We start from the raw sequence: 24,467 nt of genomic DNA, 5'->3' as shown, positions 1-24,467 counted from the left end.
TGATGTGTAATTTAATGTTATAAAGGTTTCAACACATCCGTTAGCTTTGACAACTTTCTTTCTATAGCACTATTAAAGTTGTCAAAGCTGATAGATCATTATCATTCAAAGATTAACATATCAAAATAGCAGGAGCTACAGGACGTAATGGATTCTTAATTAAATGTTTCGATTGCCTGAACAAGTTCCTTTACTTTATCTTCAGATGTAAGTTCGTATCGATATTCATCTTCAATACTTCCCATTTTTGCCGCATTATTACGGTAAACCATCTTACTATCTACAAAAACCTTTGCTGATGCGTGAAATTCGGTTGCACCTGTTTCCGTATAAATGGCTTGAATATTTCCGGCGTTGATACCGGCACCTGGCATGATTGTGATTCGTCCGTTTGCTTGTTTGATCAATTTAGATAGCTGCTCTATTCCGGAGAAGGCAGAAGTTGCACCTCCTGAAGATAACACCCGGACAATTCCAAGTGCTATCAGGTCTTCTAACGCCTTTTCCATGTCATTGCTCATGTCAAAAGCCCTGTGAAAAGCTACTGGCATTGGTTTTGCCAATTCAATCAATGTTTTACATCGTTCTTTATCAATGGTGCCGTCAGCATTAAGAATTCCAATTACAATACCTTCGCAATTTAAAGATTTACAAGCTTTTATATCCTCTAACATTAAGTCAAACTCCAGATCTGAATATAAAAAATCACCACCCCGCGGACGAATAATTGGCCAAACTGCTATGGATAAGTTTCTTTTAGCTAAGATGATCTGACCGTAACTTGGGGTAGTTCCGCCTTCGGCTAAATTATCACAAAATTCTACCCGTTTAGCACCACCATTTTGTGCGGCTAACGCAGATGCGTATGAATTAGCACATACTTCTAAAATACCTGACATGTTTTTATTCTTCATTTACCGGACCTAGAACTTTCCAGCCTGAGGCTGATTTGTAGGTATTCAGTTTCTGAATGGATATCCCGCCATCCGGAAACCAGCAGACTTCTGTAATTAAATAATGGTCTTCATCGATTTGCGCTCTAACTGGAAATGCATTCTGAAGATCGGCAAATTTAGGAAAGCCATTTTCGTTTATATTATTAATGAAAGATAACTCCAGAACTTCAGCAGTACTGGAAATAATCTCCTGATCGAAATCCATTTTCATCGCAGAAAGCATCACTTTTGCTTCTTCATGGAAGTCTTTACAGGCCAATGCAGCATCCAGATCTTCATTGTCAAAGGCTCTTTCCAGCGACAGTATTGCGCCTTCAGGTGTTTCAAAATTTACTTTAAAATGGTCAATACCTTCATCAATATAAATACCTATACTTTCGTCGAATTGTGCTTTCTCTGCATCAGGAATACCATCTCTGATCGCCCTGATGGTATAACCACCAATGAGTCTACCTTGTTCGATGATCATCCAGTCTGAAATATAATTTCTATCGACGCCGATTTTTTGATCCAATTTAACGGTTGTAACATCAACGGGCACATTACCAACTACACCAAATAAGTTTCCGTATTCATCAAAATTAGGTTGGGTAAGCCAGATATGCTCGCCAATATCGCCATCCATAATGCGGACTTTGACTGAAAAATACGTTTGCTCCGGTTTGGGTTGCATTAAACTTTCTTCAAAATACCAAAGCGTGAGGTTGGCTTTTTCAATCGCCCAGATCATTTTTTCATCTTCATTCGGCACGTAAATCAGTGTTGGTTCTCCGGTGCGCTCTGCAACATTCTTTTTGCCAAAAATTTTAGATAATAAACCCATTATTTAATAAATAAGATAATTAAATTGTTTCCCTGATTTAATAATAGCTCTTTCCTTTAATCAACAAATCTTGCTTTTCAGCATTGCAAACGGCATAACTGAAACCCTGTTGGATGGCATAAGCGCCATATTCGCCTTTTTTATTTATGGCCAGAAACCCTACCTGAATATTTTTAGCAGTCTCCGGTTTTTTCTTAATAATCCGCATTACTGCCTCTTTACAAGCTGCTTCAGGTGCATAACCTTGCCGCATTAGCTCCACCACTAAAAATGAGCCAACATTCCTCACTACCTCTTCACCTACACCTGTTGATGTAGCACCGCCTACTTCATTGTCGACATATAAACCCGCACCAATAATCGGACTATCGCCAATTCTGCCATGAAGCTTATAAGCCATTCCGCTGGTGGTACATGCACCGGAAATATTTCCTTTTGCATCAATTGCAAGCATCCCGATGGTATCATGGTTATACTGGTTTCCCGGTAATTTTTGAGGTGCAGCCTGGTCATAACGCTTGTTTTCAATGTTCATTACCGGTTCATACTTAGCAGTTTTTAACCAGTCTTTCCAGGCCTTTTCACTTGATGGGGTTAGCAGGTTCTCTTTTTTAAAACCCTGTTCCAAAGCAAATTGCAAGGCACCATCTCCGGCTAACATTACATGGGGCGTTTTTTCCATCACTTTACGGGCTACGGAAATGGGATGTTTAATGTGTTCCAAAGCTAAAACAGCACCGCAATTTCCTAATTCATCCATAATGCAGGCATCTAAAGTAACTTTGCCATCTCTATCCGGCAAACCACCGTAACCAACTGTTTGATTTTTTTCATCGGCCTCCGGAACCCAAACTCCTTGTTCCACAGCGTCTAAAGATCTTCCACCTTTGGAAAGCACTTTCCAGGCATCTGCATTTGCAGCAATTCCAAAATCCCAGGTTGAGATTACAATAGGTAGATTTTTAGCAGATTGAGATTTCGCTGGAAGGGCATCAGCCATGCTGCTTTTATCAATAGCCAATAAGCCTGCAGAAAGGGCAGAGGCTTTAATGAATTTTCGTCGGTTAAACATTTAAGCTAGTTATTATTTATTTTAGAGAATTGTAAATTGATCTGCATCTTTTAAGAAAGGAAACTGGCGCCTGATTTTTACCAGCTCTTCATAATTTATGGTTACGGTGTACATGTCTTCATCTTCCGGTTTGTAATACACAGTGCTGCCGTATGGATCAATAACCATTGAGTGGCCACCATGATAAACCTGGTTACCATCATGCCCTACGCGGTTTACACCAATCACATAACTTTGATTTTCGATTGCACGCGCCGGGATAAGGGCTTTCCAGTGTGCGGTGCGGCGATCTGGCCAGCTGGCAACGATGAGCAGAATATCATATTCTTCATTTACATTCCGCAGCCAAACGGGGAAACGTAAATCGTAGCAAACTGCCAGGCGGATTTTCCAACCCTTTAATTCTACAATTAATTTGCTTTCGCCGGCACTAAAATTATCATCTTCATCGCCCATACCGAATAAATGGCGTTTATCATAATATTGATGTTCCCCATCCTTATTCATCCAAACCAGTCGGTTAAAATAGTTCCCGTTTTCTTTAACGATCAAACTTCCGGTAATTACGCAGTTATATTGATTGGCCATTTTTTGCATCCACTGCATTGTAGGGCCACCCATTTCTTCTGCAAGCGCTTCAGCATTCATGCTAAAACCACTATTAAACATTTCGGGCAGGATGATTAAATCTGTTTTCTCCCTTACGCCCATAGATAAGCGAAGGGCCAGGTTTACCAGATTTTTTTCTATATTTTCCCAAAACAGGTACGCCTGAAAGATAGTTACCTTCAGGTTTTCTATTTGGGTGTAAATAGGTGCTTCCATATTATTTGGTTTGCAAAATGTTAAACATTTTTTAATTTTTCTGCTGCTAAAGCCAATGTTGCATCTTCCTTAGCAAAACAAAAACGAATTATTTTGTGATCTGTTGCTTTCTGATAAAATGCAGAAACCGGAATACTAGCTACTCCGAATTCCTTAATCAGCCTTGTACTAAAATCAGTATCTTTCTCCTCACTAATTTCGCTGTAACTTACACATTGAAAGTACGATCCATGGCAAGGCAGTAATTTGAAACGGCTTTCAGCAAGCAAACTCCTAAAGTAATCACGCTTCTGCTGAAAGAAACTTCCAATTTCCATGTAATTAGAGGGCTCCTGAATATACTGTGCAATTGCCTGTTGCATAGCACTATTTACACTGAACACATTAAATTGATGCACTTTTCTGAATTCTTTAGTCAGTAATTCTGGGGCAAGGCAATACCCGAGCTTCCAGCCTGTGGCATGTAAAAGCTTTCCAAATGAAGCTACAATAAAACTTCTTTCCCGTAGTTCAGGAAAAAGCATTACACTATTATGCTCTTGTTCGTCGTAAATCAGGTGTTCATAAACCTCATCACTTAAAATAAGAATATCAGTTCCGTTAATCAGTTTGATTAGCGACTTCATATCTTCTTTGGATAAGATGCTTCCTGTTGGGTTCTGCGGTGAGTTGAGGATAATCATCCGGGTGCTTGAGGTAAAAAGCTTCTTTACCATGTCCCAATCAATTCCATACTCGGGAGGTGCCAGCTCATAAGTTTTTACCAATCCACCTAATAACCTGATGGTTGGGGCATAACTATCGTAGGCCGGTTCGAAAATAATCACCTCATCACCAGAATTGATGATGGCGGCCAGCGCGGTAAAAATCGCCTGTGTTCCGCCAGCCGTAACTGTGATTTCGGTATCCGGATTATATTTTATATTGTAGAGATTTTTTACTTTTTCAGCAATGTTTTCTTTCAAAAGTTGATTACCTGGCATTGGTGCATATTGATTAAAACCATCTTTCATGGCTTTATTAACCAATTCGACAAGTTTTGGATCTGCAGAATAATCAGGGAAACCCTGCGATAAATTAATAGCATTGTATTCGGCAGCAAGCTTTGACATGACTGAAAAAATAGTCGTGCTTACACCGGGAAGTTTCGATTGTATATTTAACATGATATAAGCGAAAATAGCAAAAAAAGCTTAGAAGATCAGTCACTTTTTAGCTAGCCAAAACACGATGCTCATCTAACTGCCTTAATATCAATATTTTCAAATCGGCTAACTTAACATTAATCCATTTGCCAAATCTGCAATGTGACAGAAAAAACGAATTTGAAAAATCTACCGGGTGGTCATTAATGTGCAACCATAGCGGCATCACCGGAAGCCTCAACTTCAGTTTTAATCAATCTTTTGCCAACCAGCAAACAAATCATGGCTATTAAGGCAGCAGCCGTCATGACCAATGGCATAGGGATTACCGAATCCTTGCTAAATAGGCTCACCATTACAGATGCCAATGCACCCAATCCCATTTGTAATGCCCCCATTAATGCAGAAGCGCTTCCTGCATTTTTGCTGAACGGAGCCAACGCAAGCGCGGCGGCATTTGGATTGATGAATCCCAGGCAGGATAGAAATAAAGCGATAAAAACCAAGGTAAGATAGAGGTTAAGCCAGTCATTTAATGCGAATACTAAAAAGATAATACTGAAAATGCATTGTGCCAAGAGTGCCCAGGTTACAATTGTTTTGCTGCTGAACCACTTCAAAATCACGCTGTTTAATTGGCTCGATCCAATAAATGCAACAGATAATAAGGCGAAGATCCATCCGTAGCCGGTTTTGCTTACCTCATAAATTTTCATGAATACTGCTGGCGAAGAAGATACGTAAGCAAATAAACCGGAAAAGGTAACGGAGCTAATTAAAGCATAGGTAGAAAATTGCGGCTCTTTTAAAACAGTAAAAAAGCTGTTCAAAATTGGCTTTGGTTTCAAAGAATAATTTGGATCGGGCTTATAGCTTTCTGGTAATTTAAATATTGTTGCAAGCAACATCAGTACAGCCATAAAACCAAGAAATACAAATACATAGCGCCACCCCAGTTCAGCGATAAGATAACTGCCGGCAGTAGGGGCCAGCATTGGTGAAACGGCAATTACTAACATCAGGGAGGCGAAAACTTTCGGGCTTTCCGATACGGTGAACAAATCCCTAACCATTGCAATAGATGCTACCGCCGTAGCACAACTTCCAATTGCCTGTACAAAACGCAACACAATAAGCTGATTAACATCTGTAACTAAAAGGCATAAAAAGGAAGAGAAAATATAAAGTGCCAGACCAAAATAAAGCGGCTTTTTCCGGCCAAATTTATCTAGAAGTGGTCCATAAAGTAACTGACCAGCGGAGATTCCAATAAAAAATGCTGACAGTGAAAGTGCTACTGATGAGTCATCTGTTTTCAGGTCTTTTGCTATATCCACAAAACCAGGCAAATACATGTCTATAGAGAAGGGCCCGAGCGCTGCTAACGAACCTAAAATAAGGATGAGATAAAATTTTTTCTGCTTAGCCATGATGATTAGTTTCCGAGGCGCAAAGATTGGGAGATTTATTTTCTTAACCTACTTTTTTCGCCCTAATAATGTAAAAACATAGTACCAATAAAAATTAACAGCAGAAATTATCATTCTGATTTGAATTATCTTTAGATTTATACACTATGACTTTTAAAACCAAAGAAAGCCGCTTGTTTCTCGTGTTGGGATGTTTTTTTGTCGCAAATGCGATATTATCAGAGTTTATTGGCGTTAAATTATTTAGTGTTGAAGAAACACTGGGGATTAAAAAGTTTGATATTAACCTGCTTGGTGTTAAAAACCTTTCATTTGTCATGTCTGCAGGCGTTTTAACCTGGCCGATTATTTTCATTATGACAGATATCATCAACGAATATTTTGGTGTGAAGCAAGTTCGTTTTTTGTCGATCTTAACTTCCATCTTAATCGCTTTTGCTTTTCTGGTGGTTTGGGGTTCTATGCATTTAAGTGCTGCAGATTTTTGGGTTCATCAAAATATAAATGGCGAAGATCTGAATATGAATAATGCCTTTTCGGGGATCTTTGGTCAAGGGATGTGGATTATTGTGGGTTCTATTATCGCTTTTATCGTAGGTCAATTGGCAGATGTGCTAATTTTTCACCGCATTAAAAGGGTAACCGGAGAAAAGGCGCTGTGGTTACGTGCAACTGGTTCAACCCTGATTTCACAACTCATTGATAGTTTCGTGGTGATCTTCATCGCGTTTTACCTTAACCCTCAATACCATTACAGCTGGCAAATGGTTGCAGCCATCGGATTGGTGAATTATACTTACAAATTTGTGGTGGCGATTTTAATGACACCGATATTATATGTAGTTCATGCCATTATCGATGGTTACCTCGGGAAAGAACTTGCACATAAGCTCACACAAATGGCGGGGAGGGGATAGTGTTGTTCACTTGCTAATTCTTAAAAATGAAAATAAAATATCTGTTACCAGTTGTAGTGCTTTCTTTGGCATCCTGTTCCCTTAAGGATGAAAAAACAAATCATTCAAAAGCTGGACTTGAAGGCACATGGCGTTTGTTATCTGCTGCGACAATTGAAAATGGCAAAACCAGGGTCATTGATTTTTCAGGCGACCTTAAGATGCTGAAGATTATTAACGGCACACATTTCGCCTTCTTAAAACATAGCTTAAACCCAAAAGACAGTACCAATTTTGATGCAGGCGGAGGACGCTACACGTTCGCCGGAGATGATTATACAGAATATTTAGATTTTTATAAAGACAAGAACTGGGAAGGAAAAACCTTTAAATTTAAGGTGACTTTTAGTGGAGATACTTTAATTCAAAAAGGGGTAGAGAAAGTAGAAAAAGCAAATGTAGACCGCATCATTATTGAAAAGTATATAAAGGAGAAGCCTTAACAGGTAACGCAAAAGGTCGGAATCGCTCCGACCTTTATACTTAACAACAAAACAAATAAAAAAATTAACCTTAAAAATTTAGATAGCAGCAAGCTCTTCGGCGAAAACGTTTTCTACCACCTGCTCTTGTTTATAAATCTGTCTACCGGTGTAAGCGATAAAAACATTAGCCTCTAAAAGTAAATCACGGTTTTTAATCAGGTGTGCTAGCTTTACGGTACCGATCACATATTTGAAATTACTTGCTGCATAGCGTTCACTAATTTCATCGAAAGCCAGCAGGGTAATTAAATCTTCATCCGCATAGCGTAAGTAAACTTCCAGTAAAATATCTTCGGTATGCTTTACGCCATTCCCGGAGTGATATTTCTTATATTCATAGCGATAATCGTAACGGAGCGCGGCAATATCCGATAACACAGCAGCACCCGTTGGATGTCCGCCGGCACCTTTTCCAAAGAAAAATTGCTTATCAGCAAATGCCGCCTGAACGGTTACTGCATTGTATTCATTCTCCACATTGTATAAAAAGTCGTCTTTTGCCACCAACTTAGGCAATACATAAGTAACAATGTCTTTGGTATTTACCTTTCGTGCCATAGGTACCAGTTTGATTTTAAAATTCTTTTCGCGGGCATATTTAACATCATTAGCAGAAAGATTCTGAATGCCTATATTTAAAATGGCATCAGGGTTTACAAACAGGCCGTAGGCATGGGCGGTGGCAATGGATAATTTATATTTAGGATCGTAGCCGCCCACATCTAAGATTGGATCCGTTTCGGCAAAACCTAAATCCTGCGCCTCTTTTAAAGCAGCATTGTAACTTTGGTTCTCGTTAAAAATTTTGGATAAAATGTAATTCGAAGAGCCATTAAAGATTCCGCTTAAGGCATGGAAAAGTTCATTATCATAATATTCTTCCAGATTTCTGATAATCGGAATACTGCCACAAACGGCCCCTTCATAAAGCAGGGAAGTTCCATACTCTTGTTGTAAATCTACCAGCTCTTTTAAGTGAGTAGCGATCATTTTCTTATTGGCAGAAACTACATTTTTACCATTTTTTAATGCGGTGGTAACGATTTCGTAAGCCGCATCTGCATCATTGATTAACTCAACAACGGTATTAATTTCCGGATTGTTAAGGATCTCGTTTCGATCAGTGGTAAATAAGTCTTTGTTAAGTGTGCGTTTTTTCCTGGGATCTTTTATCGCAATTTTTATAATTTCCAAATTCAGATTCTGACTTTGGATGATATCCAATAATCCTTGTCCCACAACTCCGAAACCAAATAAACCGATTTTTAAATTTTTACTCATGATTGTTTTATAGTATCGAGTAGCGGGTATCAAGTCTCAAGACTGAATGCTCAGAAAGCATTTCGCTACTCGTTTGTTAATATTTTTTATTGCACAAATTAACATGAAACCTACTTCTTATTCTTCCGCGATTTCTGTGTTTCTGTGGTTAATTATTTTTATTTTATTATGATTTTATCCTAAACCTTCTACCTTCCAGCCTTCAACCTTTCTAAGCCGTATGTTGTAACCTAATAATCTTCTTGTCTCTACTTTCTTTGATAAAAGTTCCGATGATGTTGGTTAAAGCATTCGTTTCAATCAAAAAGCCATCATGACCATATTCCGAATGAATGGCTGCAAATTGTGCGTTGTTAATGTGGTCTGCAAGGTATTTTTGCTCTGATAGGGGAAACAAAAAATCATTTTCAATTCCAATCACCAACGTATTTGCGGTGATTAATTGCAATGCTTCGGCGATGCCATTTCTATTGCGACCTACATTATGGCTATCCATTGCTTTCGTTAAATAGTAGTAACTATAGGCATTAAACCGGTTAATCAACTTTTCGCCCTGGTAATTCTGGTAGGAGGAAGCCCGGAAATTATCTGTTTTATCATTCACACTTTCCACCTGCGTATTGCCATAAGCATGATAGGTTCGATAGCTTAAAAGCGCAATACTTCGTGCGGTTTTTAAACCTTTACTTCCGCCATCCGGCCGGTTAGCAAAAAAAGTTCTGTCTGTGGTAATGGCTAAACGCTGACTTTCATTAAACGCTATTCCCCAGGGAGAATGTACAGCATTGGTAGCCACCAGAATTAAATTTTCTATACGTAATGGTTCAATAATTCCCCACTCCACCGCCTGCTGTCCACCTAAAGAGCCACCAATTAATAACTTAATGGAATCGATTTCCAGATGATTGGCCAACAACTGATGTGCTGTAACAAAATCACGAATGGTAAACTGTGGAAATGCTAAATAATATGGTTGTCCGGTTGTGGGGTTCACACTTAAAGGATTTGTAGTACCATAGTTAGAGCCTAAAACATTCGCGCAAACGATATAGTGATCTTCAGGATTGAACAGGGCATTCTGTCCAAATAAACCTTCCCACCATTCAAACACATCTGCATTTGCTGTTAAGGCATGGCAAACCCAAATAACATTACTTTTGCTGGCATTAAGCTTACCATAGGTTTGATAAGCAATTTGAAGATTTTTGATCTTCTGTCCGCTTTCTAATTTAAATGACTTTTTGTGATGATAGGTTGCAGCTATATTTTCTGAATTGATATTGTCTTTACTGTCTTGCATGTTGTAATGTACTGTAGTTTGAAAAAAAACTTAATTGTTTGCCAATGTTATAGATGGATACGATCGGTGTTAACATTAGCACTGATTGCCGCAAAAGCCTGCTCAAAATCGGCTTTGATATCATCAATGTGCTCAATACCCACAGAAACCCTTAAAGCATTTGGTTTCACACCGGCAGCCAATTGCGCAACATCACTTAATTGCTGGTGGGTAGTTGCAGCGGGCTGGATAATCAGTGTTTTGGCATCGCCCACATTAGCCAGGTGCGAAACTAATTTTAAGTTATCAATGAGCTGACTTGCGTTTTCTTTGCTTCCGTTAAGTTCAAAAGAAAGTACTCCGCCAAAACCATTGCTCAGGTATTTTTTTGCCAGATTATTGTAAGGGCTGCTGGCCAGACCAGGATAATGAACTTCTTTCACCAGTGGGTGATTTTCTAACCAGGTGGCCAGTTCTAACGCATTATCTACATGGCGTTGTACGCGAAGCGATAAGGTTTCCAAGCCTTGTAATAATAGGAATGAGTTGAAAGGAGAAAGCGCAGGTCCTAAATCCCTTAAACCTTCCACACGGGCACGGATAATGAATTGAATATTCCCGAATGGACCGCCGATACCAAAAACATCATTGAAAATTAATCCATGATATCCTTCTGATGGTTGTGTGAATTGAGGAAATTTACCATTTCCCCAGTTATAATTTCCGCCATCTATAATAACACCGCCTATGCTGGTTCCATGTCCGCCGATCCATTTTGTAGCAGATTCCACAACAATGTTCGCACCGTGCTCCAATGGCTTAAACAGATAGCCACCTGCTCCAAAAGTATTATCAACAATAAATGGGATATCAAATTTCTTTGCAATAGCGGCGATTTTTTCAAAATCCGGAACACTAAAAGAGGGGTTTCCGATGGTTTCTAAATATATCGCTTTTGTGTTTTCAGTAATCTTTTGTTCAAATTCTTCCGGAACGTCAGGGTTTGCAAAATCAACGTGAATGCCTAATCTTTTAAAGGCGACCTTAAATTGGTTATAAGTTCCGCCATAAACATGCGAAGATGAAACAATATGATCTCCTGCTTCCAGAATATTATGAAGCGCAATGAATTGGGCCGCCTGACCAGATGCAACTGCTAATGCCGCAACACCACCCTCTAACGCAGCAATTCTTTTTTCAAATACATCTGTGGTTGGATTCATCAACCGGGTGTAAATGTTTCCGAACTCTTTTAATGCAAACAGGTTTGCCCCATGTTCTGCATTTTTGAATCCGTAAGAAGTGGTTTGATAGATAGGAACTGCTCTTGAGCCAGTTGTAGGGTCTATTTCCTGACCGGCGTGTAATTGAAGCGTTTCGAATTTATAAGAAGCAGACATAATTTAAAAATTGAGTAGGTAGTTAACTGTTGAGTGAATTGTTTGTGCTTTCGATTTCCATACTAAGAAAAGATAAAATCCGGGCTAGGGGCATATCCTGAATAATCAGGACCTTCCAGTTTGAAAATAAACAAATGAGGAAGTTTTTTAATTTACTGTATGCAACAGCACATACCAGTAATCACCTGCATATCGCAATAAATAAACGAAATAGCAGAAGTTTCTATTTGTTTTAGTTTAAGACCTGGTTCGCCTTGCGATTGAAGATTTAATGTATTCATCAGTTTTAATTTATAGCACCAAATAACACCATGTTAGCTGGTCTGGAATTGGCACCTTCTCTCTCTGAGGGTTGCCAGTGGGTCATGGAGCCAGTCTCTCGCCACTTCTTTATAAATCAATCAGACTAGATTGACTTTTATTTAGCTTATCGCCAAATAATATTTCAAATGTGAGAATTTAATTTGAATACACAAAATAAAATTTTGAATTTTTAATAAATTGATGTTTTTAACCTGATAATTTTTTAGAAAATATTGCTTTTTAAAAATTAATAAGAAATTAACGGTTAATATTATATGTTTGTGGCACCCTATTAAATCTAAATTATTCATGAAAAATGCTAAAATCATTTGCCTGTCGCTATTAATATTTCTTGCAGGCATCAATAATACCTATGCGCAATTCGGCGGGTTGAAAGACAAGCTATTAAAAGTGGGTACAGCACAGGGGGCTAAGGCACTTGGTGTAGATAAATTTTTAAAACAGCCTGGCGCAATTACGACCAGTTTTGAAGATGTGAACCGTAAAGGGGAAATGATGCCCGATTTTAAGGCCACCTTAAAAGCACAACCCCTCTATTTATTGCCAAAAAATCCGGAAGGGGGCTATGTGTTATGTGAAGGGCTTTATGAAATGACTAATAAGAGTTATTGCCTCATGGCAGGTACTTTTGCACCTTCAAAGGGCGATGGCTATATGTTTGCGCCCGTATTAGGATCCAAAGAGGCGGTGGTTGTTGCCATTATCAAAAGCGCAGAAAAGCACCCGGAGGTAGAGCAACATGATATTCAGGCATTATTGTGGACGATTATTGCCCGCACCAGGTTTGCTAACTATAACGGACAGGTAAAGGTTACCGCGTTAAAATTATTGACTCCACAGCAAATCACCATGCTGGAAGGAGGTGCCTTGGGTGTGCTTCCATTTGATGTAATGGAGAAAGCAAAAGATCAATTGCCATCTGGCTTAAAGGCTGTTTTTGAAGCTGAAAATAACATCAGACAATTGGTATCCTCAGGGAACTATTCTTATGCGGATATGGAAAAATATGCCATCATTGCCGGCATGGCGCCGCCGAGAGCGGATGTGCCGAGTGGAATCTGGACGAAACACCCGGATGGATATTTTATACGTTATTTCCCTTCAGGTTACTCTGTTACAAAAGTTCAGGTGTATGTGCCGAAAGAATTAGTAGCTTCTGGAACAAAACTGGTTTATGATGCTGCAGGAGATATTGCCTGTCCGGCAAATACAGGTTCCCAACGTTTAGCACAAACCAACGAGCCGTTAAACCCAAATTATTCGGTGAAATTAGTCACCATTTGCAATCCAAAATAAGGCTTGAAATCTGATCGGTTCCGTCATTTCGACTGAAGCGCAGCGGAACGGAGAAATCTTTGTAAGCGTACATGAATCAAATTACATAGATTTCTCCGCTAAGTCGATAGAACCACGGTTTAGGGGGATTACAAATTACCCTAAAGCCTGGGCTAAATCGGCAATAATATCATCCACATGCTCTAACCCTACGGAGATTCTCAATAAATTTTTGGGCGTCTTGCTATCTGGTCCCTCTACAGAGTAACGGTGTTCGATCAGACTTTCTACACCTCCTAAACTCGTTGCCTGTGCGAAAAGCTGAACTTTGTTTACTACTTTAATGGTTTCTTCGACGCCTCCTTTAACCAAAAAGGACATCATTCCGCCAAAATCTTTCATTTGTTTTTTAGCGATTTCGTGTTGCGGATGACTTTCCAAACCTGGATAAAAAACGGCCTCCACATTTGGATGCCGGACCAGGTAATCGGCTACAGTTTTTCCACTTTCACAATGGCCTTTTACGCGGTAGGCTAAAGTTTTAATGCTTCTGCATAATAAATAGCAATCAAAAGGGGAAGGAACGGCTCCACCTGTTTGTTGAATATTTCTGATTTTCTCCCAAAATTCATCTTTTTTTGCCGTCACCACTATTCCGCCAAGCACATCACTGTGGCCGCCCAAATATTTTGTGCTGCTGTGCATTACGATATTGGCGCCTAGTAATATAGGGTTCTGTAACACTGGCGTACCAAAAGTACTGTCGCACACCAGGATAGCGCCATTCGCCTTAGCAATCTTCGCTATTTCTTCAATATCCGTAACCTTTAACAATGGATTTGAAGGTGTTTCAATCCAGATCATTTGTGTGTTCGGTTTGATGGATTTTTTAATTAGTTCCAGGTCTGTCTGATCAACGAAATCAAACTCCAGCGAATCATTAAAAATAGTCAGCAATTGTTTTTTAATGCCCCAGTACATATCATCAGGAGCAAGAATATGACTTCCCGGCTTTAGCGCCTGAAATAAAGACATTCCACAATTATTGCCGGAAGCAAAGGCCGCGGCATCTTCGCCATATTCTAATTTGGCTACAGTGTTTTCTAAAGCAGACCGGTTTGGATTGCTTACGCGACTATACATATGTCCGCCAGGATAACCACCATTTTCATCGCGAAAAAAAGTTGTAGACAAATTTATTGGAGGCGTAACATCTCCGGTAGTATTTTTTACAAGATTAGAAGCGTGAATAGCAAGGGTTTCTGGTTTCATGATTTTTTCGTTTTATAGGTTTAAACGGAAGGCAATTTAATAATTTAGTGCAAATTTAATCTTCATAATTGTTTTGGCAAGATTTATGTAATCAGTTCAGCGAAATTAAAAAAAACTAAAATGAAAAGATTATTCATAGCTATTGCAATAGCATGTTCTACTTTGGTAATGTTACAAAGTTGTTCTTCTACTAAAAATGCTTCAACAGGGATTAACGGTGGAAGAGGTACAGTTACAGGCACCTGGGTATTAAACAATATCGCTTTAGAAGGTCTTCCTGATCAGGCTGTACAAGGTTTATTCGGAGAAAAATCATATAAATGTTTTCAGGGAAGTACCTGGAAACTTACCAATAGCGGAAACGGTTCTTACACGTTACCGTCATCAAGCACCTGTGGTGAGGTAATGCAAACTATTTTCTGGTCAGCAACCCCATCAGAAGAAACTTTTCAATTCAAGAAAATCTTTGAGGGTGATAAAGCAAAGAACGTAACTGAAGGTTATCGTTTAGTGTTAACGCAATTATCTAAAGGCAATATGGTGTTGAAATCGCCAATTGAATTTGGTGGTAAAACAGCTAACATCGTATTAACATTCTCTCCGGCAGCAAACTAAAACACCTGCGAAAATAATATAAAGCACTTCTGAAAAGAGGTGCTTTTTTTTTAAATCATTGGTTCATTAGTCATGGGTTTATTTGTTTGGGAGTAAGTCAATATAACTTACTTCATTTTTAAATAAATATTAGGCGTTGTGTTTTAAGCACTATGAAAAATGAATGATGAACTAATGAGCTATTGAACCAATAATGTCCGTTTGTTACAAGAAAATGATTTTCGAATGCCTTCAATATTGTATTTTTGTTCGAAATGAAATCAGGAATGACAACAACTGCAGAAGTTGAGAAAATATTAGCTGATACTAACTTATCAACTGAATTACAAAACATAGCCCATAAAACACTACAAGGTGAGCGAATTACGTTCGATGAGGGTGTTTATCTTTACGAGCACGCGGAATTAGGCTATCTGGGTGTTTTAGCAAATTACATCAGGGAGAAAAAGCATGGCGATAAAACCTATTTTAATCGTAATTTTCATTTAGAACCTACTAATCTTTGCGTTTACGATTGTAAGTTTTGCTCCTATTCGAGGTTGATTAAGCAAAAGGAAGAGGGCTGGGCGCTCACAATGGAGCAAATGCTTGACATTGTAAAAAAATACGACAATGAACCTGTTACGGAAGTACATATTGTAGGTGGCGTTTTACCACAGTATGATGTTGCTTTTTATTCAGCATTGTTTACTGCAATTAAAGAACATCGTCCTGATTTACATGTTAAAGCATTAACACCAGTTGAATATCATTACATTTTCAAGAAGGCAAAAATAGATTATGCTACTGGCATGAAGCTGATGAAAGATGCAGGTTTACAGTCAATGCCCGGTGGTGGTGCAGAAATTTTCCATCCTGAAATTCGCGAACAGATCGCAAAAGATAAATGTACTGGTGAGCAATGGTTAGCCATTCACGAAGAGTGGCATAAGCTTGGAATGAGAAGTAACGCTACGATGCTTTATGGTCATATCGAAAGATTCGAACACCGGGTTGATCATATGGAGAAACTTCGCGAATTACAAGATCGTACCGGCGGTTTCCAAACGTTTATCCCTTTGAAATTCAGGAACCAGCGTAACCAAATGAGCAATATACCAGAGGTTTCGGTAATTGAAGACTTAAGAAACTACGCAATTGCCCGAATTTACATGGATAACTTCGATCACATTAAAGCCTATTGGGCAATGATTAGCAGAGAAACAGCTCAATTATCGCTTAATTATGGGGTTGATGATATTGATGGTACCCTGGATGATACCACAAAAATCTACTCTATGGCTGGTGCAGAGGAACAAACTCCAGCAATGAGTACAAAAGAACTGGTGAACCTAATTAAACAAGTTGGTAGAGTGGCGGTAGAACGCGATACCTTATATAACGTGGTCACAGATTTTGAACATGTTGTTTTTGAGGAAGATAAGAAACCTCAGTATTACAAGTTACCGGTAGTGAATAATAATTGAGCACAAGAAGGAGAGATTGAGTGAATGTGATAGGCAACTCGGTATTCAATCATTCGAAAATCAATAGTTAAACAATCAATAACTCAACCATTCTAAATTCAATCATTCAAAATTCAATCATTATTAATGAAGGAAATATACATCATACGCCACGGCGAAACGGAACTTAACAGACAAGGCATAGTACAGGGTAGAGGTATCAATTCTGATTTGAATGATACCGGAAGGGCACAGGCCGAAGCTTTTTATCAGCAGTATAAAAATATTTCTTTCGATAAAATATATACCTCAGACCTGAAGAGAACCTGGCAAACCGTTCAAAAATTTATAGATGCTGAATTACCTTGGGAAAAACTTTCGGGGCTAGACGAATTGGCCTGGGGCGTTTGGGAAGGTCAGCCGAATAGTGAGGAAGCACGTGAAGCTTTCCGTGAAATGCTTCAAACCTGGGAGGATGGCGATTATACCGCGCATTTTGAAGGCGGAGAAAGTGTGCAGGATGTGTATGAACGACTAAAATATCCAATGGAGGTTTTATCGGCAAGGCCAGAAGAGAAAACTGTTTTGCTTTGTATGCACGGCCGGGCCATGCGGGTTTTCCTTTGTTTATTACTGGGTAAGCCACTAAGTGAAATGACCGAATTTCCCCATCAAAATACAGTGCTTTATAAAATGGGTTACGAAGATGGAAAGTTTACAGTGCTGGAGTTTAACAGTGCCGTTCATTTAGATGGTTTAGTGATTGATAATAAATAATCGAAATCGTCATGCTGACTTGATTCAAAAATTTTTAATAGATGCTGAAAAAAATTCAGCATGACGAGCATTAAAATAAATATTAAAATAACACCTTGAATAAGATTAAAATATCGGCAGTTGCCTATACCAATACCAAAGCTTTTATTTATGGATTAGAGCATTCGGATATTATCAGTAAAATAGATCTAAGTTTAGATATTCCTTCAGATTGTGCCGCAAAAGTAATTAGTGGTGAGGTAGATATGGGTTTGATGCCAGTGGCAGCCATACCATTGGTACCTCATGCAAACATCGTTGCAGATTATTGTATTGGCAGTGATGGTGCCGTAAACTCTGTATTTATTTTTAGTGATGTTCCTGTTGAAGAGATCAAAACCTTAAAATTGGATGCACATTCCAGAACATCAAACAATCTTGCCAAAGTTTTGCTTAAATTTTACTGGAAGCGGGATGTAGAATTTACAACAGACCCCAATGCAAAAACTGATGCTATCGTTTTGATTGGCGACAGAACTTTTGGCCAAAAAGATGATTATGCTTTTGTATACGACATGGGTGAGGAGTGGAAAAATTTTACCGGATTACCTTTTATGTATGCTGCCTGGGTGGCGAATAAGGAACTTTCACAAGCATTTAAAAATGAATTTAATGCTGCTTTAAAATTTGGTTTGGAAAACAGGGCTAAAGTTTTAAAAGATTTACCAGAAACGCCAAATTTTGATCTGGATGATTATTTATATCACAAACTTCAGTTTGAAGTTACGGATGACCGGAAAAAGGCCATGAATTTATTTTTGGGTTATATTGAAGAGCTGGAAAAGGTTAAAGTATAAAACAATGGGATTCTAAAAAATCAGGATCCCATTTTTATTTCTAGTGTGCTTTCAGTTTTCCAGCAATGGTTTCCAGCTTGCTTTTCAATTTAGAAATTGCGCCACTTAATGCTAAGTCATAATTATTTCCAAGATTAGTTACGGCTACAGGTTCTTTACCCACAATCTTTGCCTCTAACAAACAACGTTTATCATCCAACCCTTCCTTACTGCCGTTTTCATCTGATAAGTGAACCTCAATACGAGTAATCAGATCTTCAAACCTGCCCAATCCATCGTTAATTGTACCTTTAATTTTGTCTTCGTATTCCTGGTGTATCGTTAAGTTTTTGTCAGTGTTTAGTTGAATCGTCATAATGATGTTATTAAGTTAAAACTATACTAATCTAACAGTTTTACCGGCAAAACGTTTTAAATCGAATGGGTTTAGTTTTAATTGATTGATATTCAGACCAACATTGTTTTTTGCTTTTATTTTTTCATGCCTCTGGAAATTATTTCTGGCTATCACTCCCGATTTGGGCCATACCAACTGCTTTCAAACCAGAAATAATCGTTCATTTTTTCAACAAAACAACCATAAAAAGTAGAATCATGTTATCTTTATAGCTTTTGCAAATTAATTTCAGTTTTGGCTAAAGACACGAATAAAGAAACCCCTTTAATGCAACAGTACAACGCAATAAAAGCGAAGTATCCGGGTGCATTATTACTTTTCAGGGTAGGCGATTTTTACGAAACCTTCGGAGAGGATGCCATCAAAACATCACAAATTTTAGGGATTGTTTTAACAAGAAGGGGTACCGGACCAAATGGCGGTGCTTTGGAACTTGCCGGTTTTCCACACCATTCTTTAGATAATTATCTCTCAAAACTGGTTAGGGCAGGGCAGCGCGTAGCCATTTGCGATCAGTTAGAGGACCCCAAAGCAACCAAAACCATTGTAAAACGGGGGGTTACAGAACTGATTACACCTGGTGTAGCCTATGGCGATAATATTGTAAATCAGAAATCCAACAATTTTTTAGCCTGTGTCTTTTTCGATAAAACACAAATGGGTGTTTCGTTTCTGGATATCTCTACCGGTGAATTTTTAATTGCTCAAGGCAATAGCGACTATATTGATAAGCTGCTTCAAGGTTTTAAACCTACGGAGGTGATTTTTCAAAAATCTAAAAGGCAAACTTTTACTGAAAACTTTGGCGATCGGTTCTACACTTTTGGTTTAGATGACTGGCCCTTCACATCAGATTATGGAAATGAAACCTTAATGAAGCATTTTGATGTGACTTCTTTAAAAGGTTTTGGAGTAGAGCGATTGCAAAGTGGAATTGTTGCGGCAGGCGTTGTTTTACACTATCTGGGTGAAACTGAACATCGAAATCTGCAACACATTACGTCCATAAGCAGAATTGAAGAAGACCGTTACATGTGGCTTGATCGTTTTACGATTCGTAATCTCGAATTGGTGAATTCGCCAAACGATAACGCGGTTACCTTATTTGATATCCTCGACCATACCTGCACACCGATGGGTGCCCGATTGTTGCAGAAATGGATCATTATGCCGTTAAAAGAACTGAAACCAATCCAGGAGCGCCTGGGAATGGTTGACTATTTCGTGGCAAACCAAGAATTGCAGGAACAATTCCTGACTCCTATTAAACAGATTGGTGATTTAGAAAGACTAATTTCGAAGGTGGGCTTGCAGCGCGTTGGTCCGCGGGAGTTGGTAGCCTTAAAACGAGCTCTTTACCATATCGAATCGGTTAAAAAATTAGCAGCTGATTCCAAAAACCCTTATCTGATTAAAATTGCCGATCAGCTAAATCCCTGCTTTGCCATTCGTGACCGGATTGAAAAGGAAATTCAACAGGAACCACCGGCAGTGCTGCTTAAGGGAAATGTAATTGCTGACGGCATTGATGAAGATCTCGATCGCTTAAGGAAGATCGCTTTCGGCGGTAAAGATTATCTGGTTCAAATTCAAAAACGAGAAGCAGAAGCTACCGGAATTCCTTCTTTGAAAATTGCCTTTAATAATGTTTTTGGCTATTATTTAGAAGTTACCCATACGCATAAAGACAAAGTACCTGAAGGGTGGATTCGCAAACAGACTTTGGTGAACGCAGAGCGATATATCACCCCTGAACTAAAAGAATACGAAGATCAGATTCTGGGTGCTGAGGAGAAAATTCAGGCCATTGAGATTCGATTGTATAATGAGTTAATCTATGATACGGCAAGTTACATCAAGCCCATTCAACTCAATTCTTTTTTAATCGCCCAGTTGGATTGTTTGCTTTGTTTTGCTCAGCTGGCTGAAAAAAATCATTATAACAAGCCTAAAGTTACCACTAAAAAAGTGCTTGATATTAAGGGTGGTCGCCACCCCGTAATTGAAAAACAATTACCTGTCGGACAAGAATACATCACCAATGATGTATATTTAGATACAGATTCTCAACAGATTATTATGATTACCGGCCCCAACATGGCGGGTAAATCGGCGATTCTCCGCCAGACTGCATTGATTGTACTCATGGCCCAGATGGGTTCATTTGTACCGGCTAAAGATGCGGAGGTAGGAATAGTAGATAAGATTTTTACACGGGTGGGTGCATCTGATAATATTTCTTCCGGTGAAAGTACGTTCATGGTAGAAATGAATGAGACAGCAAGTATCTTGAATAATATTTCGGATGACAGCTTAATTCTTTTAGATGAAATAGGACGCGGAACGAGCACATATGATGGTATTTCCATTGCCTGGGCCATTGCCGAGTTTCTGCACCAACATCCTACGGCGAGACCAAAAACACTTTTCGCAACGCATTATCATGAATTAAATGAACTGGCGAATACCATGCCCAGGATCAAGAATTTTAATGTGTCGGTTAAAGAAATGACGAATAAGGTAATTTTCCTTAGGAAGCTCATTCCTGGGGGAAGTGAGCATAGTTTTGGGATTCACGTAGCAAAAATGGCCGGGATGCCACCCAAATTAATTGGCAGGGCAAATGAGATTTTGAAAAAATTAGAAATCGATCGCACCGAGGGGCAAAGCATTAAAGACAGCATAAAAAAAGTTCAAAACCAGGCTTATCAGTTGCAGATGTTTGCTATTGATGATCCTGTTTTAGTGAAAATTCGTGACACACTCAACAATTTAGATGTCAATGCTTTAACGCCCGTTGAGGCCTTACTAAAGCTTGATGAAATACAACGTTTAATAAAGGATAATTAGTTATTGTATTGGAAGTCGAAGATTCCCTTGCTAAATTTGAGCCGAAATGCACAACATATGATTAATACGAAAAAGCTTTATTCTTACTTTATCATCTTATTTTTTGCACTGATTTTAGCATCTTGTGGAAGCAGGAAGTATACCGTTCGAAGTGATACTAAAGCTGCAAAAGCCGCAGATGCCATGGCAAATTTGAAAAGCAAGTCGCTTTATAAGTTTATAACCGACTGGACAGGCGTAAAATACCGTTTCGGCGGTTTAGACAAAAGCGGTATAGATTGTTCGGGTTTTACATTTTTATTAGAGAAAGAAATTTATGGGGTTAGCCTGCCGAGAGTTTCAAGAGATCAGGCAAATTTCGCAAGAAAAAAGAGTTATGGTGCGCTTGATGAAGGAGATTTGGTTTTCTTCTCTTTTGGAGGAGGAAATGTAGACCACGTTGGCGTTTACTTAAATAACGGTTTCTTTGTACATGCAAGCACGAACAGGGGAGTGGTTGTTGATGATCTGAATTTACCGGCTTATCAAAAAGCTTTGGTGAAAACAGGAACCGTCAATTAAATATTATTGACTACTGCTTGAGCACATTTTTTTTAGGCTCCCGACTAATCTCTTATCCTCCTGGATTGGATAATTTATAGCTACTAATATAACTATGCGACTATTCTTTATTATTTGTATAATCTTTTTTGGTTACACCGCAAATGCACAGGTAAACCTGATTACCGTTGAGGATTTGAATAAGCGCATTGCTAATGGGAAGGATACGACCTATGTGATTAATTTCTGGGCGACATGGTGTGCACCTTGCGTGGCAGAGTTGCCAAATTTTGAAAAGCTCAGGCTTGCTAAGCTAAATAAACCAGTCAAGGTGTTGCTGGTGAGCCTGGATTTTAAATCTAAGCTGCAGAAAACAGTGATTCCATTTGTTGCCGCAAATCGGATTAATGGAGATGTTTTCCTTTTAAATACACAAGATAGACAAGCCGATATCCAGCGAATTAATAAACAATGGTCTGGTGCAATCCCTGCAACATTATTTGTAAATAAACGAAGCAGAAAATTTTACGAAAAAGAATTTACTGAAAAAGAATTGAAAAGTGCCTTTTTTAACCTGAAATAGTAGGTTATTTATATTAACCATATAAGAAATCTAAGTTAAAATAAGACCTAAGGTGCTGATTATATGTTCTTAAATTCCTTATATGGTAAAGCTTCATAATGGCGTGATATTAGAAATTAGTGGCTGTAGCTAAAGCTTTCCAATCCTCCATATCCTTTTGCAAGTCAGCTATTTTTGCATCTGCAAGGGTATAAGCATCCGGACCTAGAAACAAATGCAGCGGTACATTTTCACTTTCGGCTGCAGCAATTATTACATCACAAGCTTTGGCGGGGTCGCCAGGTTGTTGATTATTAATGTCATTCTGGTGTGCAGCCTGCGAATCACGAACTTCTTTGTAAGCGTCTATCGGATTAGAAGGAACGGCTAAAGAACCTGAAGTAAGAAACTCCGTTCTGAAATAACCCGGTTCGATCACTGTAGCTTTTATACCCATAGCTTTTACTTCAGCAGCTAACGATTCTGTAAAACCAGCCACGGCAAATTTCGTAGCACAGTAGATTCCGAAGCCGGGGAAATTACCCGAGAAGCCCCCAATAGATGAAATATTGAAAATATGGCCGGACTGTTGTTTTCTCATTTGAGGCAGTACCTTCCTGATCACATTCAGGGAACCGAAAACATTTACATCAAAGTTTTCCCGGGCCTCTTTGTCGCTCAGTTCTTCCAGCGCACCAAGCATCCCGTACCCGGCGTTGTTTACAACAACATCAAGCTGCCCGAATTTACTTAAGGCTTCGCCCACAGCGGTTTCCACACTTTTTTCACTTAATAAGTCGACTGATAAGGGTAGAAAATTTTCGTTTTCTCCTACTGCTTTTGACAAGTCGTTTAGATTCCTGGAAGTTGCTGCAACGCGGTAACCAATTTCTAATAATTTTTTAACTAATGTTAGTCCGAGGCCTTTTGATGCGCCGGTTACAAACCATACTTTTTTACTTTCCATAATTACTTTAGATTTTATTTTTAACTTTATTAATGGGGGTTTGCAAAAGATTCAAATGCAGAATTATTCATCTAAATCTGTGGAAATTGTAATTGCCTTCCACACTCTAAATTCTTCGGTCAATGCTTCAAGCTTTCCGGTAGCTCTTGTCAGCGCATCATTTCCAAGGAGTAAATGAGCAGGAGGGTTTGGCATACTTGCCAAAGAAATCATAGCTGCCGCGGCTTTTTCAGGGTCGCCAATTTGTGCGCCATCCATTTTTAAATATCGCTCATGAACATTCCGGACATCTTCATAATCTTCAATCGGATTTTTAGGAAGCGTTAGCGATTCTGGGGTAAGGAAACTTGTTCTGAATGCACCCGGAGCCACAACAGTTACTTTTATCCCAAAAGCTTTGACGTCTTCGGCCAATACTTCAGAGAACGCAATCACAGCCGCTTTTGTAGCCGAGTAGATTGCCCAGCCAGTTGCGCCATTGATACCGGCAATTGAAGAAATGTTAATAATGTGTCCTCATTTTTGCGCTCTTAGATAAGGAATAGCTTTTCTGATTACATTCAGTGTGCCGAATACATTGATATTGAAACTGTCTCGGGTTTCCTCATCCGTAAGTTCCTCTATACTACCCCCAATTCCATAGCCGGCATTATTAATTATTACATCTATTCTACCAAACATGGCGATGGTAGCATTGATCGCTTGCCCTACGCTTAACTCGTCATTTAAATCTGCCGCTAAGGGGAGAAAGTTCTCCGCATTGGTATTTACAGCGGCATTTAAATTATCTTTATTTCTGGAAGTTGCTGCGACAAACTGACCTGCGCTTAGTAATTGATTAACTAAACTCAGCCCCAAGCCTTTTGATGCACCAGTTACAAACCAAACTTTTTTAATTCCCATGATTTTATCTTTTTTAATAAGACAAAATTACTGTAGGAATGAGGATTATCTA

General features: G+C 38.9%; 22 protein-coding genes, 1 pseudogene and 1 riboswitch. Of the genes and pseudogenes, 10 read left to right on the top strand and 13 right to left on the bottom strand.

Features of this window, described 5'->3' with window-relative positions; genetic code table 11:
* Positions 1–155 precede the first annotated feature (155 nt).
* The 6 genes from GJU39_RS08310 to GJU39_RS08285 form a co-directional block, all read right to left on the bottom strand.
* Positions 156–899, bottom strand: coding sequence for a copper homeostasis protein CutC (locus GJU39_RS08310; protein WP_154280325.1), 744 nt, complete (start codon positions 897–899; stop codon positions 156–158).
* 4 nt (positions 900–903) lie between these two features.
* The gene (locus GJU39_RS08305) at positions 904–1,779 is read right to left on the bottom strand and encodes a YegJ family protein (RefSeq protein ID WP_154280324.1); all 876 of its coding nucleotides are present in this window, start codon (positions 1,777–1,779) and stop codon (positions 904–906) included.
* Positions 1,780–1,816: 37 nt separating this feature from the next.
* Complete coding sequence (locus tag GJU39_RS08300) at positions 1,817–2,851, bottom strand: N(4)-(beta-N-acetylglucosaminyl)-L-asparaginase (protein ID WP_154280323.1); 1,035 nt, start codon at positions 2,849–2,851, stop codon at positions 1,817–1,819.
* 21 nt (positions 2,852–2,872) lie between these two features.
* Entirely contained in the window at positions 2,873–3,676 is an 804-nt protein-coding gene (locus tag GJU39_RS08295; RefSeq protein WP_154280322.1) for a nitrilase family protein, read from the bottom strand.
* 20 nt (positions 3,677–3,696) lie between these two features.
* Positions 3,697–4,842: a methionine aminotransferase gene (locus GJU39_RS08290; protein WP_154280321.1), complete on the bottom strand. Its 1,146-nt coding sequence runs from the start codon at positions 4,840–4,842 to the stop codon at positions 3,697–3,699.
* 182 nt (positions 4,843–5,024) lie between these two features.
* Positions 5,025–6,251, bottom strand: a complete 1,227-nt coding sequence (locus GJU39_RS08285; RefSeq protein ID WP_154280320.1) for a multidrug effflux MFS transporter — start codon at positions 6,249–6,251, stop codon at positions 5,025–5,027.
* A 146-nt stretch (positions 6,252–6,397) separates the two neighbouring features.
* On the opposite strand from GJU39_RS08285, the gene GJU39_RS08280 reads away from it, so the two are divergent.
* Both GJU39_RS08280 and GJU39_RS08275 read left to right on the top strand, forming a co-directional pair.
* On the top strand, positions 6,398–7,168 hold the full coding sequence (locus GJU39_RS08280; RefSeq protein WP_154280319.1) for a queuosine precursor transporter: 771 nt from the start codon (positions 6,398–6,400) through the stop codon (positions 7,166–7,168).
* 26 nt (positions 7,169–7,194) lie between these two features.
* Positions 7,195–7,650: a hypothetical protein gene (locus GJU39_RS08275; RefSeq protein WP_154280318.1), complete on the top strand. Its 456-nt coding sequence runs from the start codon at positions 7,195–7,197 to the stop codon at positions 7,648–7,650.
* Between the two features lie 78 nt (positions 7,651–7,728).
* On the opposite strand, the gene GJU39_RS08270 is transcribed toward GJU39_RS08275, so the two are convergent.
* From GJU39_RS08270 to GJU39_RS08260, 3 genes are all read right to left on the bottom strand, one after another.
* Entirely contained in the window at positions 7,729–8,973 is a 1,245-nt protein-coding gene (locus tag GJU39_RS08270; RefSeq protein ID WP_154280317.1) for a homoserine dehydrogenase, read from the bottom strand.
* Positions 8,974–9,184: 211 nt separating this feature from the next.
* Positions 9,185–10,273 (bottom strand): homoserine O-acetyltransferase family protein, encoded by a 1,089-nt coding sequence (locus GJU39_RS08265; RefSeq protein WP_154280316.1) that lies wholly within the window; start codon positions 10,271–10,273, stop codon positions 9,185–9,187.
* Positions 10,274–10,320: 47 nt separating this feature from the next.
* Positions 10,321–11,652, bottom strand: a complete 1,332-nt coding sequence (locus GJU39_RS08260; protein ID WP_154280315.1) for an O-acetylhomoserine aminocarboxypropyltransferase/cysteine synthase family protein — start codon at positions 11,650–11,652, stop codon at positions 10,321–10,323.
* A gap of 288 nt (positions 11,653–11,940) precedes the next feature.
* Positions 11,941–12,051, bottom strand: a riboswitch (SAM riboswitch).
* A gap of 213 nt (positions 12,052–12,264) precedes the next feature.
* Here GJU39_RS08260 and GJU39_RS08255 point away from each other — a divergent pair.
* Positions 12,265–13,272, top strand: a complete 1,008-nt coding sequence (locus GJU39_RS08255) for a hypothetical protein (protein ID WP_154280314.1) — start codon at positions 12,265–12,267, stop codon at positions 13,270–13,272.
* Positions 13,273–13,407: 135 nt separating this feature from the next.
* Here the strand turns inward: GJU39_RS08255 and GJU39_RS08250 are convergent, their stop codons facing one another.
* Positions 13,408–14,523 carry a trans-sulfuration enzyme family protein gene (locus GJU39_RS08250; RefSeq protein ID WP_154280313.1) on the bottom strand — a complete coding sequence of 372 codons (1,116 nt, stop codon included), beginning with the start codon at positions 14,521–14,523 and terminating at the stop codon, positions 13,408–13,410.
* 120 nt (positions 14,524–14,643) lie between these two features.
* Between GJU39_RS08250 and GJU39_RS08245 the strand changes: the two genes are divergently transcribed.
* The 4 genes from GJU39_RS08245 (at position 14,644) to GJU39_RS08230 (ending at position 18,196) form a co-directional block, all read left to right on the top strand.
* Positions 14,644–15,138: a lipocalin family protein gene (locus GJU39_RS08245; protein WP_245227727.1), complete on the top strand. Its 495-nt coding sequence runs from the start codon at positions 14,644–14,646 to the stop codon at positions 15,136–15,138.
* Positions 15,139–15,404: 266 nt separating this feature from the next.
* The gene (gene mqnE / locus GJU39_RS08240; RefSeq protein WP_154280312.1) at positions 15,405–16,604 is read left to right on the top strand and encodes an aminofutalosine synthase MqnE; all 1,200 of its coding nucleotides are present in this window, start codon (positions 15,405–15,407) and stop codon (positions 16,602–16,604) included.
* A 126-nt stretch (positions 16,605–16,730) separates the two neighbouring features.
* On the top strand, positions 16,731–17,360 hold the full coding sequence (locus tag GJU39_RS08235) for a histidine phosphatase family protein (RefSeq protein ID WP_154280311.1): 630 nt from the start codon (positions 16,731–16,733) through the stop codon (positions 17,358–17,360).
* Between the two features lie 95 nt (positions 17,361–17,455).
* Positions 17,456–18,196 (top strand): menaquinone biosynthetic enzyme MqnA/MqnD family protein, encoded by a 741-nt coding sequence (locus GJU39_RS08230; RefSeq protein WP_154280310.1) that lies wholly within the window; start codon positions 17,456–17,458, stop codon positions 18,194–18,196.
* A 40-nt stretch (positions 18,197–18,236) separates the two neighbouring features.
* Here GJU39_RS08230 and GJU39_RS08225 read toward each other — a convergent pair whose 3' ends face one another.
* Positions 18,237–18,551, bottom strand: a complete 315-nt coding sequence (locus GJU39_RS08225; RefSeq protein WP_154280309.1) for an HPF/RaiA family ribosome-associated protein — start codon at positions 18,549–18,551, stop codon at positions 18,237–18,239.
* A 309-nt stretch (positions 18,552–18,860) separates the two neighbouring features.
* On the opposite strand from GJU39_RS08225, the gene mutS reads away from it, so the two are divergent.
* The 3 genes from mutS (at position 18,861) to GJU39_RS08210 (ending at position 22,566) form a co-directional block, all read left to right on the top strand.
* Entirely contained in the window at positions 18,861–21,443 is a 2,583-nt protein-coding gene (gene mutS, locus GJU39_RS08220; RefSeq protein ID WP_245227726.1) for a DNA mismatch repair protein MutS, read from the top strand.
* A 57-nt stretch (positions 21,444–21,500) separates the two neighbouring features.
* Positions 21,501–22,004 (top strand): C40 family peptidase, encoded by a 504-nt coding sequence (locus GJU39_RS08215; protein WP_154280307.1) that lies wholly within the window; start codon positions 21,501–21,503, stop codon positions 22,002–22,004.
* 94 nt (positions 22,005–22,098) lie between these two features.
* Complete coding sequence (locus tag GJU39_RS08210; protein WP_154280306.1) at positions 22,099–22,566, top strand: TlpA disulfide reductase family protein; 468 nt, start codon at positions 22,099–22,101, stop codon at positions 22,564–22,566.
* Positions 22,567–22,675: 109 nt separating this feature from the next.
* Here GJU39_RS08210 and GJU39_RS08205 read toward each other — a convergent pair whose 3' ends face one another.
* Both GJU39_RS08205 and GJU39_RS08200 read right to left on the bottom strand, forming a co-directional pair.
* Positions 22,676–23,512, bottom strand: coding sequence for an SDR family NAD(P)-dependent oxidoreductase (locus tag GJU39_RS08205; protein WP_154280305.1), 837 nt, complete (start codon positions 23,510–23,512; stop codon positions 22,676–22,678).
* Between the two features lie 63 nt (positions 23,513–23,575).
* Positions 23,576–24,415, bottom strand: a pseudogene (locus GJU39_RS08200) (SDR family NAD(P)-dependent oxidoreductase).
* Positions 24,416–24,467: the final 52 nt, after the last annotated feature.

Origin of the sequence: Pedobacter petrophilus, from assembly GCF_009674725.1 — a bacterium.
GTDB lineage: Bacteria > Bacteroidota > Bacteroidia > Sphingobacteriales > Sphingobacteriaceae > Pedobacter > Pedobacter petrophilus.
The sequence above is the reverse complement of the archived record's forward strand: the minus strand, read 5'-3'. Positions and strand labels throughout refer to the sequence as shown.

Excerpts from the sequence above, each read along its gene's own strand:
- GJU39_RS08310 (WP_154280325.1), bottom strand. The coding sequence starts at position 899 with ATGTCAGGTATTTTAGAAGTATGTGCTAATTCATACGCATCTGCGTTA.
- GJU39_RS08305 (WP_154280324.1), bottom strand. The coding sequence starts at position 1,779 with ATGGGTTTATTATCTAAAATTTTTGGCAAAAAGAATGTTGCAGAGCGC.
- GJU39_RS08300 (WP_154280323.1), bottom strand. The coding sequence starts at position 2,851 with ATGTTTAACCGACGAAAATTCATTAAAGCCTCTGCCCTTTCTGCAGGC.
- GJU39_RS08295 (WP_154280322.1), bottom strand. The coding sequence starts at position 3,676 with ATGGAAGCACCTATTTACACCCAAATAGAAAACCTGAAGGTAACTATC.
- GJU39_RS08290 (WP_154280321.1), bottom strand. The coding sequence starts at position 4,842 with ATGTTAAATATACAATCGAAACTTCCCGGTGTAAGCACGACTATTTTT.
- GJU39_RS08285 (WP_154280320.1), bottom strand. The coding sequence starts at position 6,251 with ATGGCTAAGCAGAAAAAATTTTATCTCATCCTTATTTTAGGTTCGTTA.
- GJU39_RS08280 (WP_154280319.1), top strand. The coding sequence starts at position 6,398 with ATGACTTTTAAAACCAAAGAAAGCCGCTTGTTTCTCGTGTTGGGATGT.
- GJU39_RS08275 (WP_154280318.1), top strand. The coding sequence starts at position 7,195 with ATGAAAATAAAATATCTGTTACCAGTTGTAGTGCTTTCTTTGGCATCC.
- GJU39_RS08270 (WP_154280317.1), bottom strand. The coding sequence starts at position 8,973 with ATGAGTAAAAATTTAAAAATCGGTTTATTTGGTTTCGGAGTTGTGGGA.
- GJU39_RS08265 (WP_154280316.1), bottom strand. The coding sequence starts at position 10,273 with ATGCAAGACAGTAAAGACAATATCAATTCAGAAAATATAGCTGCAACC.
- GJU39_RS08260 (WP_154280315.1), bottom strand. The coding sequence starts at position 11,652 with ATGTCTGCTTCTTATAAATTCGAAACGCTTCAATTACACGCCGGTCAG.
- GJU39_RS08255 (WP_154280314.1), top strand. The coding sequence starts at position 12,265 with ATGAAAAATGCTAAAATCATTTGCCTGTCGCTATTAATATTTCTTGCA.
- GJU39_RS08250 (WP_154280313.1), bottom strand. The coding sequence starts at position 14,523 with ATGAAACCAGAAACCCTTGCTATTCACGCTTCTAATCTTGTAAAAAAT.
- GJU39_RS08245 (WP_245227727.1), top strand. The coding sequence starts at position 14,644 with ATGAAAAGATTATTCATAGCTATTGCAATAGCATGTTCTACTTTGGTA.
- mqnE (WP_154280312.1), top strand. The coding sequence starts at position 15,405 with ATGACAACAACTGCAGAAGTTGAGAAAATATTAGCTGATACTAACTTA.
- GJU39_RS08235 (WP_154280311.1), top strand. The coding sequence starts at position 16,731 with ATGAAGGAAATATACATCATACGCCACGGCGAAACGGAACTTAACAGA.
- GJU39_RS08225 (WP_154280309.1), bottom strand. The coding sequence starts at position 18,551 with ATGACGATTCAACTAAACACTGACAAAAACTTAACGATACACCAGGAA.
- mutS (WP_245227726.1), top strand. The coding sequence starts at position 18,861 with ATGCAACAGTACAACGCAATAAAAGCGAAGTATCCGGGTGCATTATTA.
- GJU39_RS08215 (WP_154280307.1), top strand. The coding sequence starts at position 21,501 with ATGATTAATACGAAAAAGCTTTATTCTTACTTTATCATCTTATTTTTT.
- GJU39_RS08210 (WP_154280306.1), top strand. The coding sequence starts at position 22,099 with ATGCGACTATTCTTTATTATTTGTATAATCTTTTTTGGTTACACCGCA.
- GJU39_RS08205 (WP_154280305.1), bottom strand. The coding sequence starts at position 23,512 with ATGGAAAGTAAAAAAGTATGGTTTGTAACCGGCGCATCAAAAGGCCTC.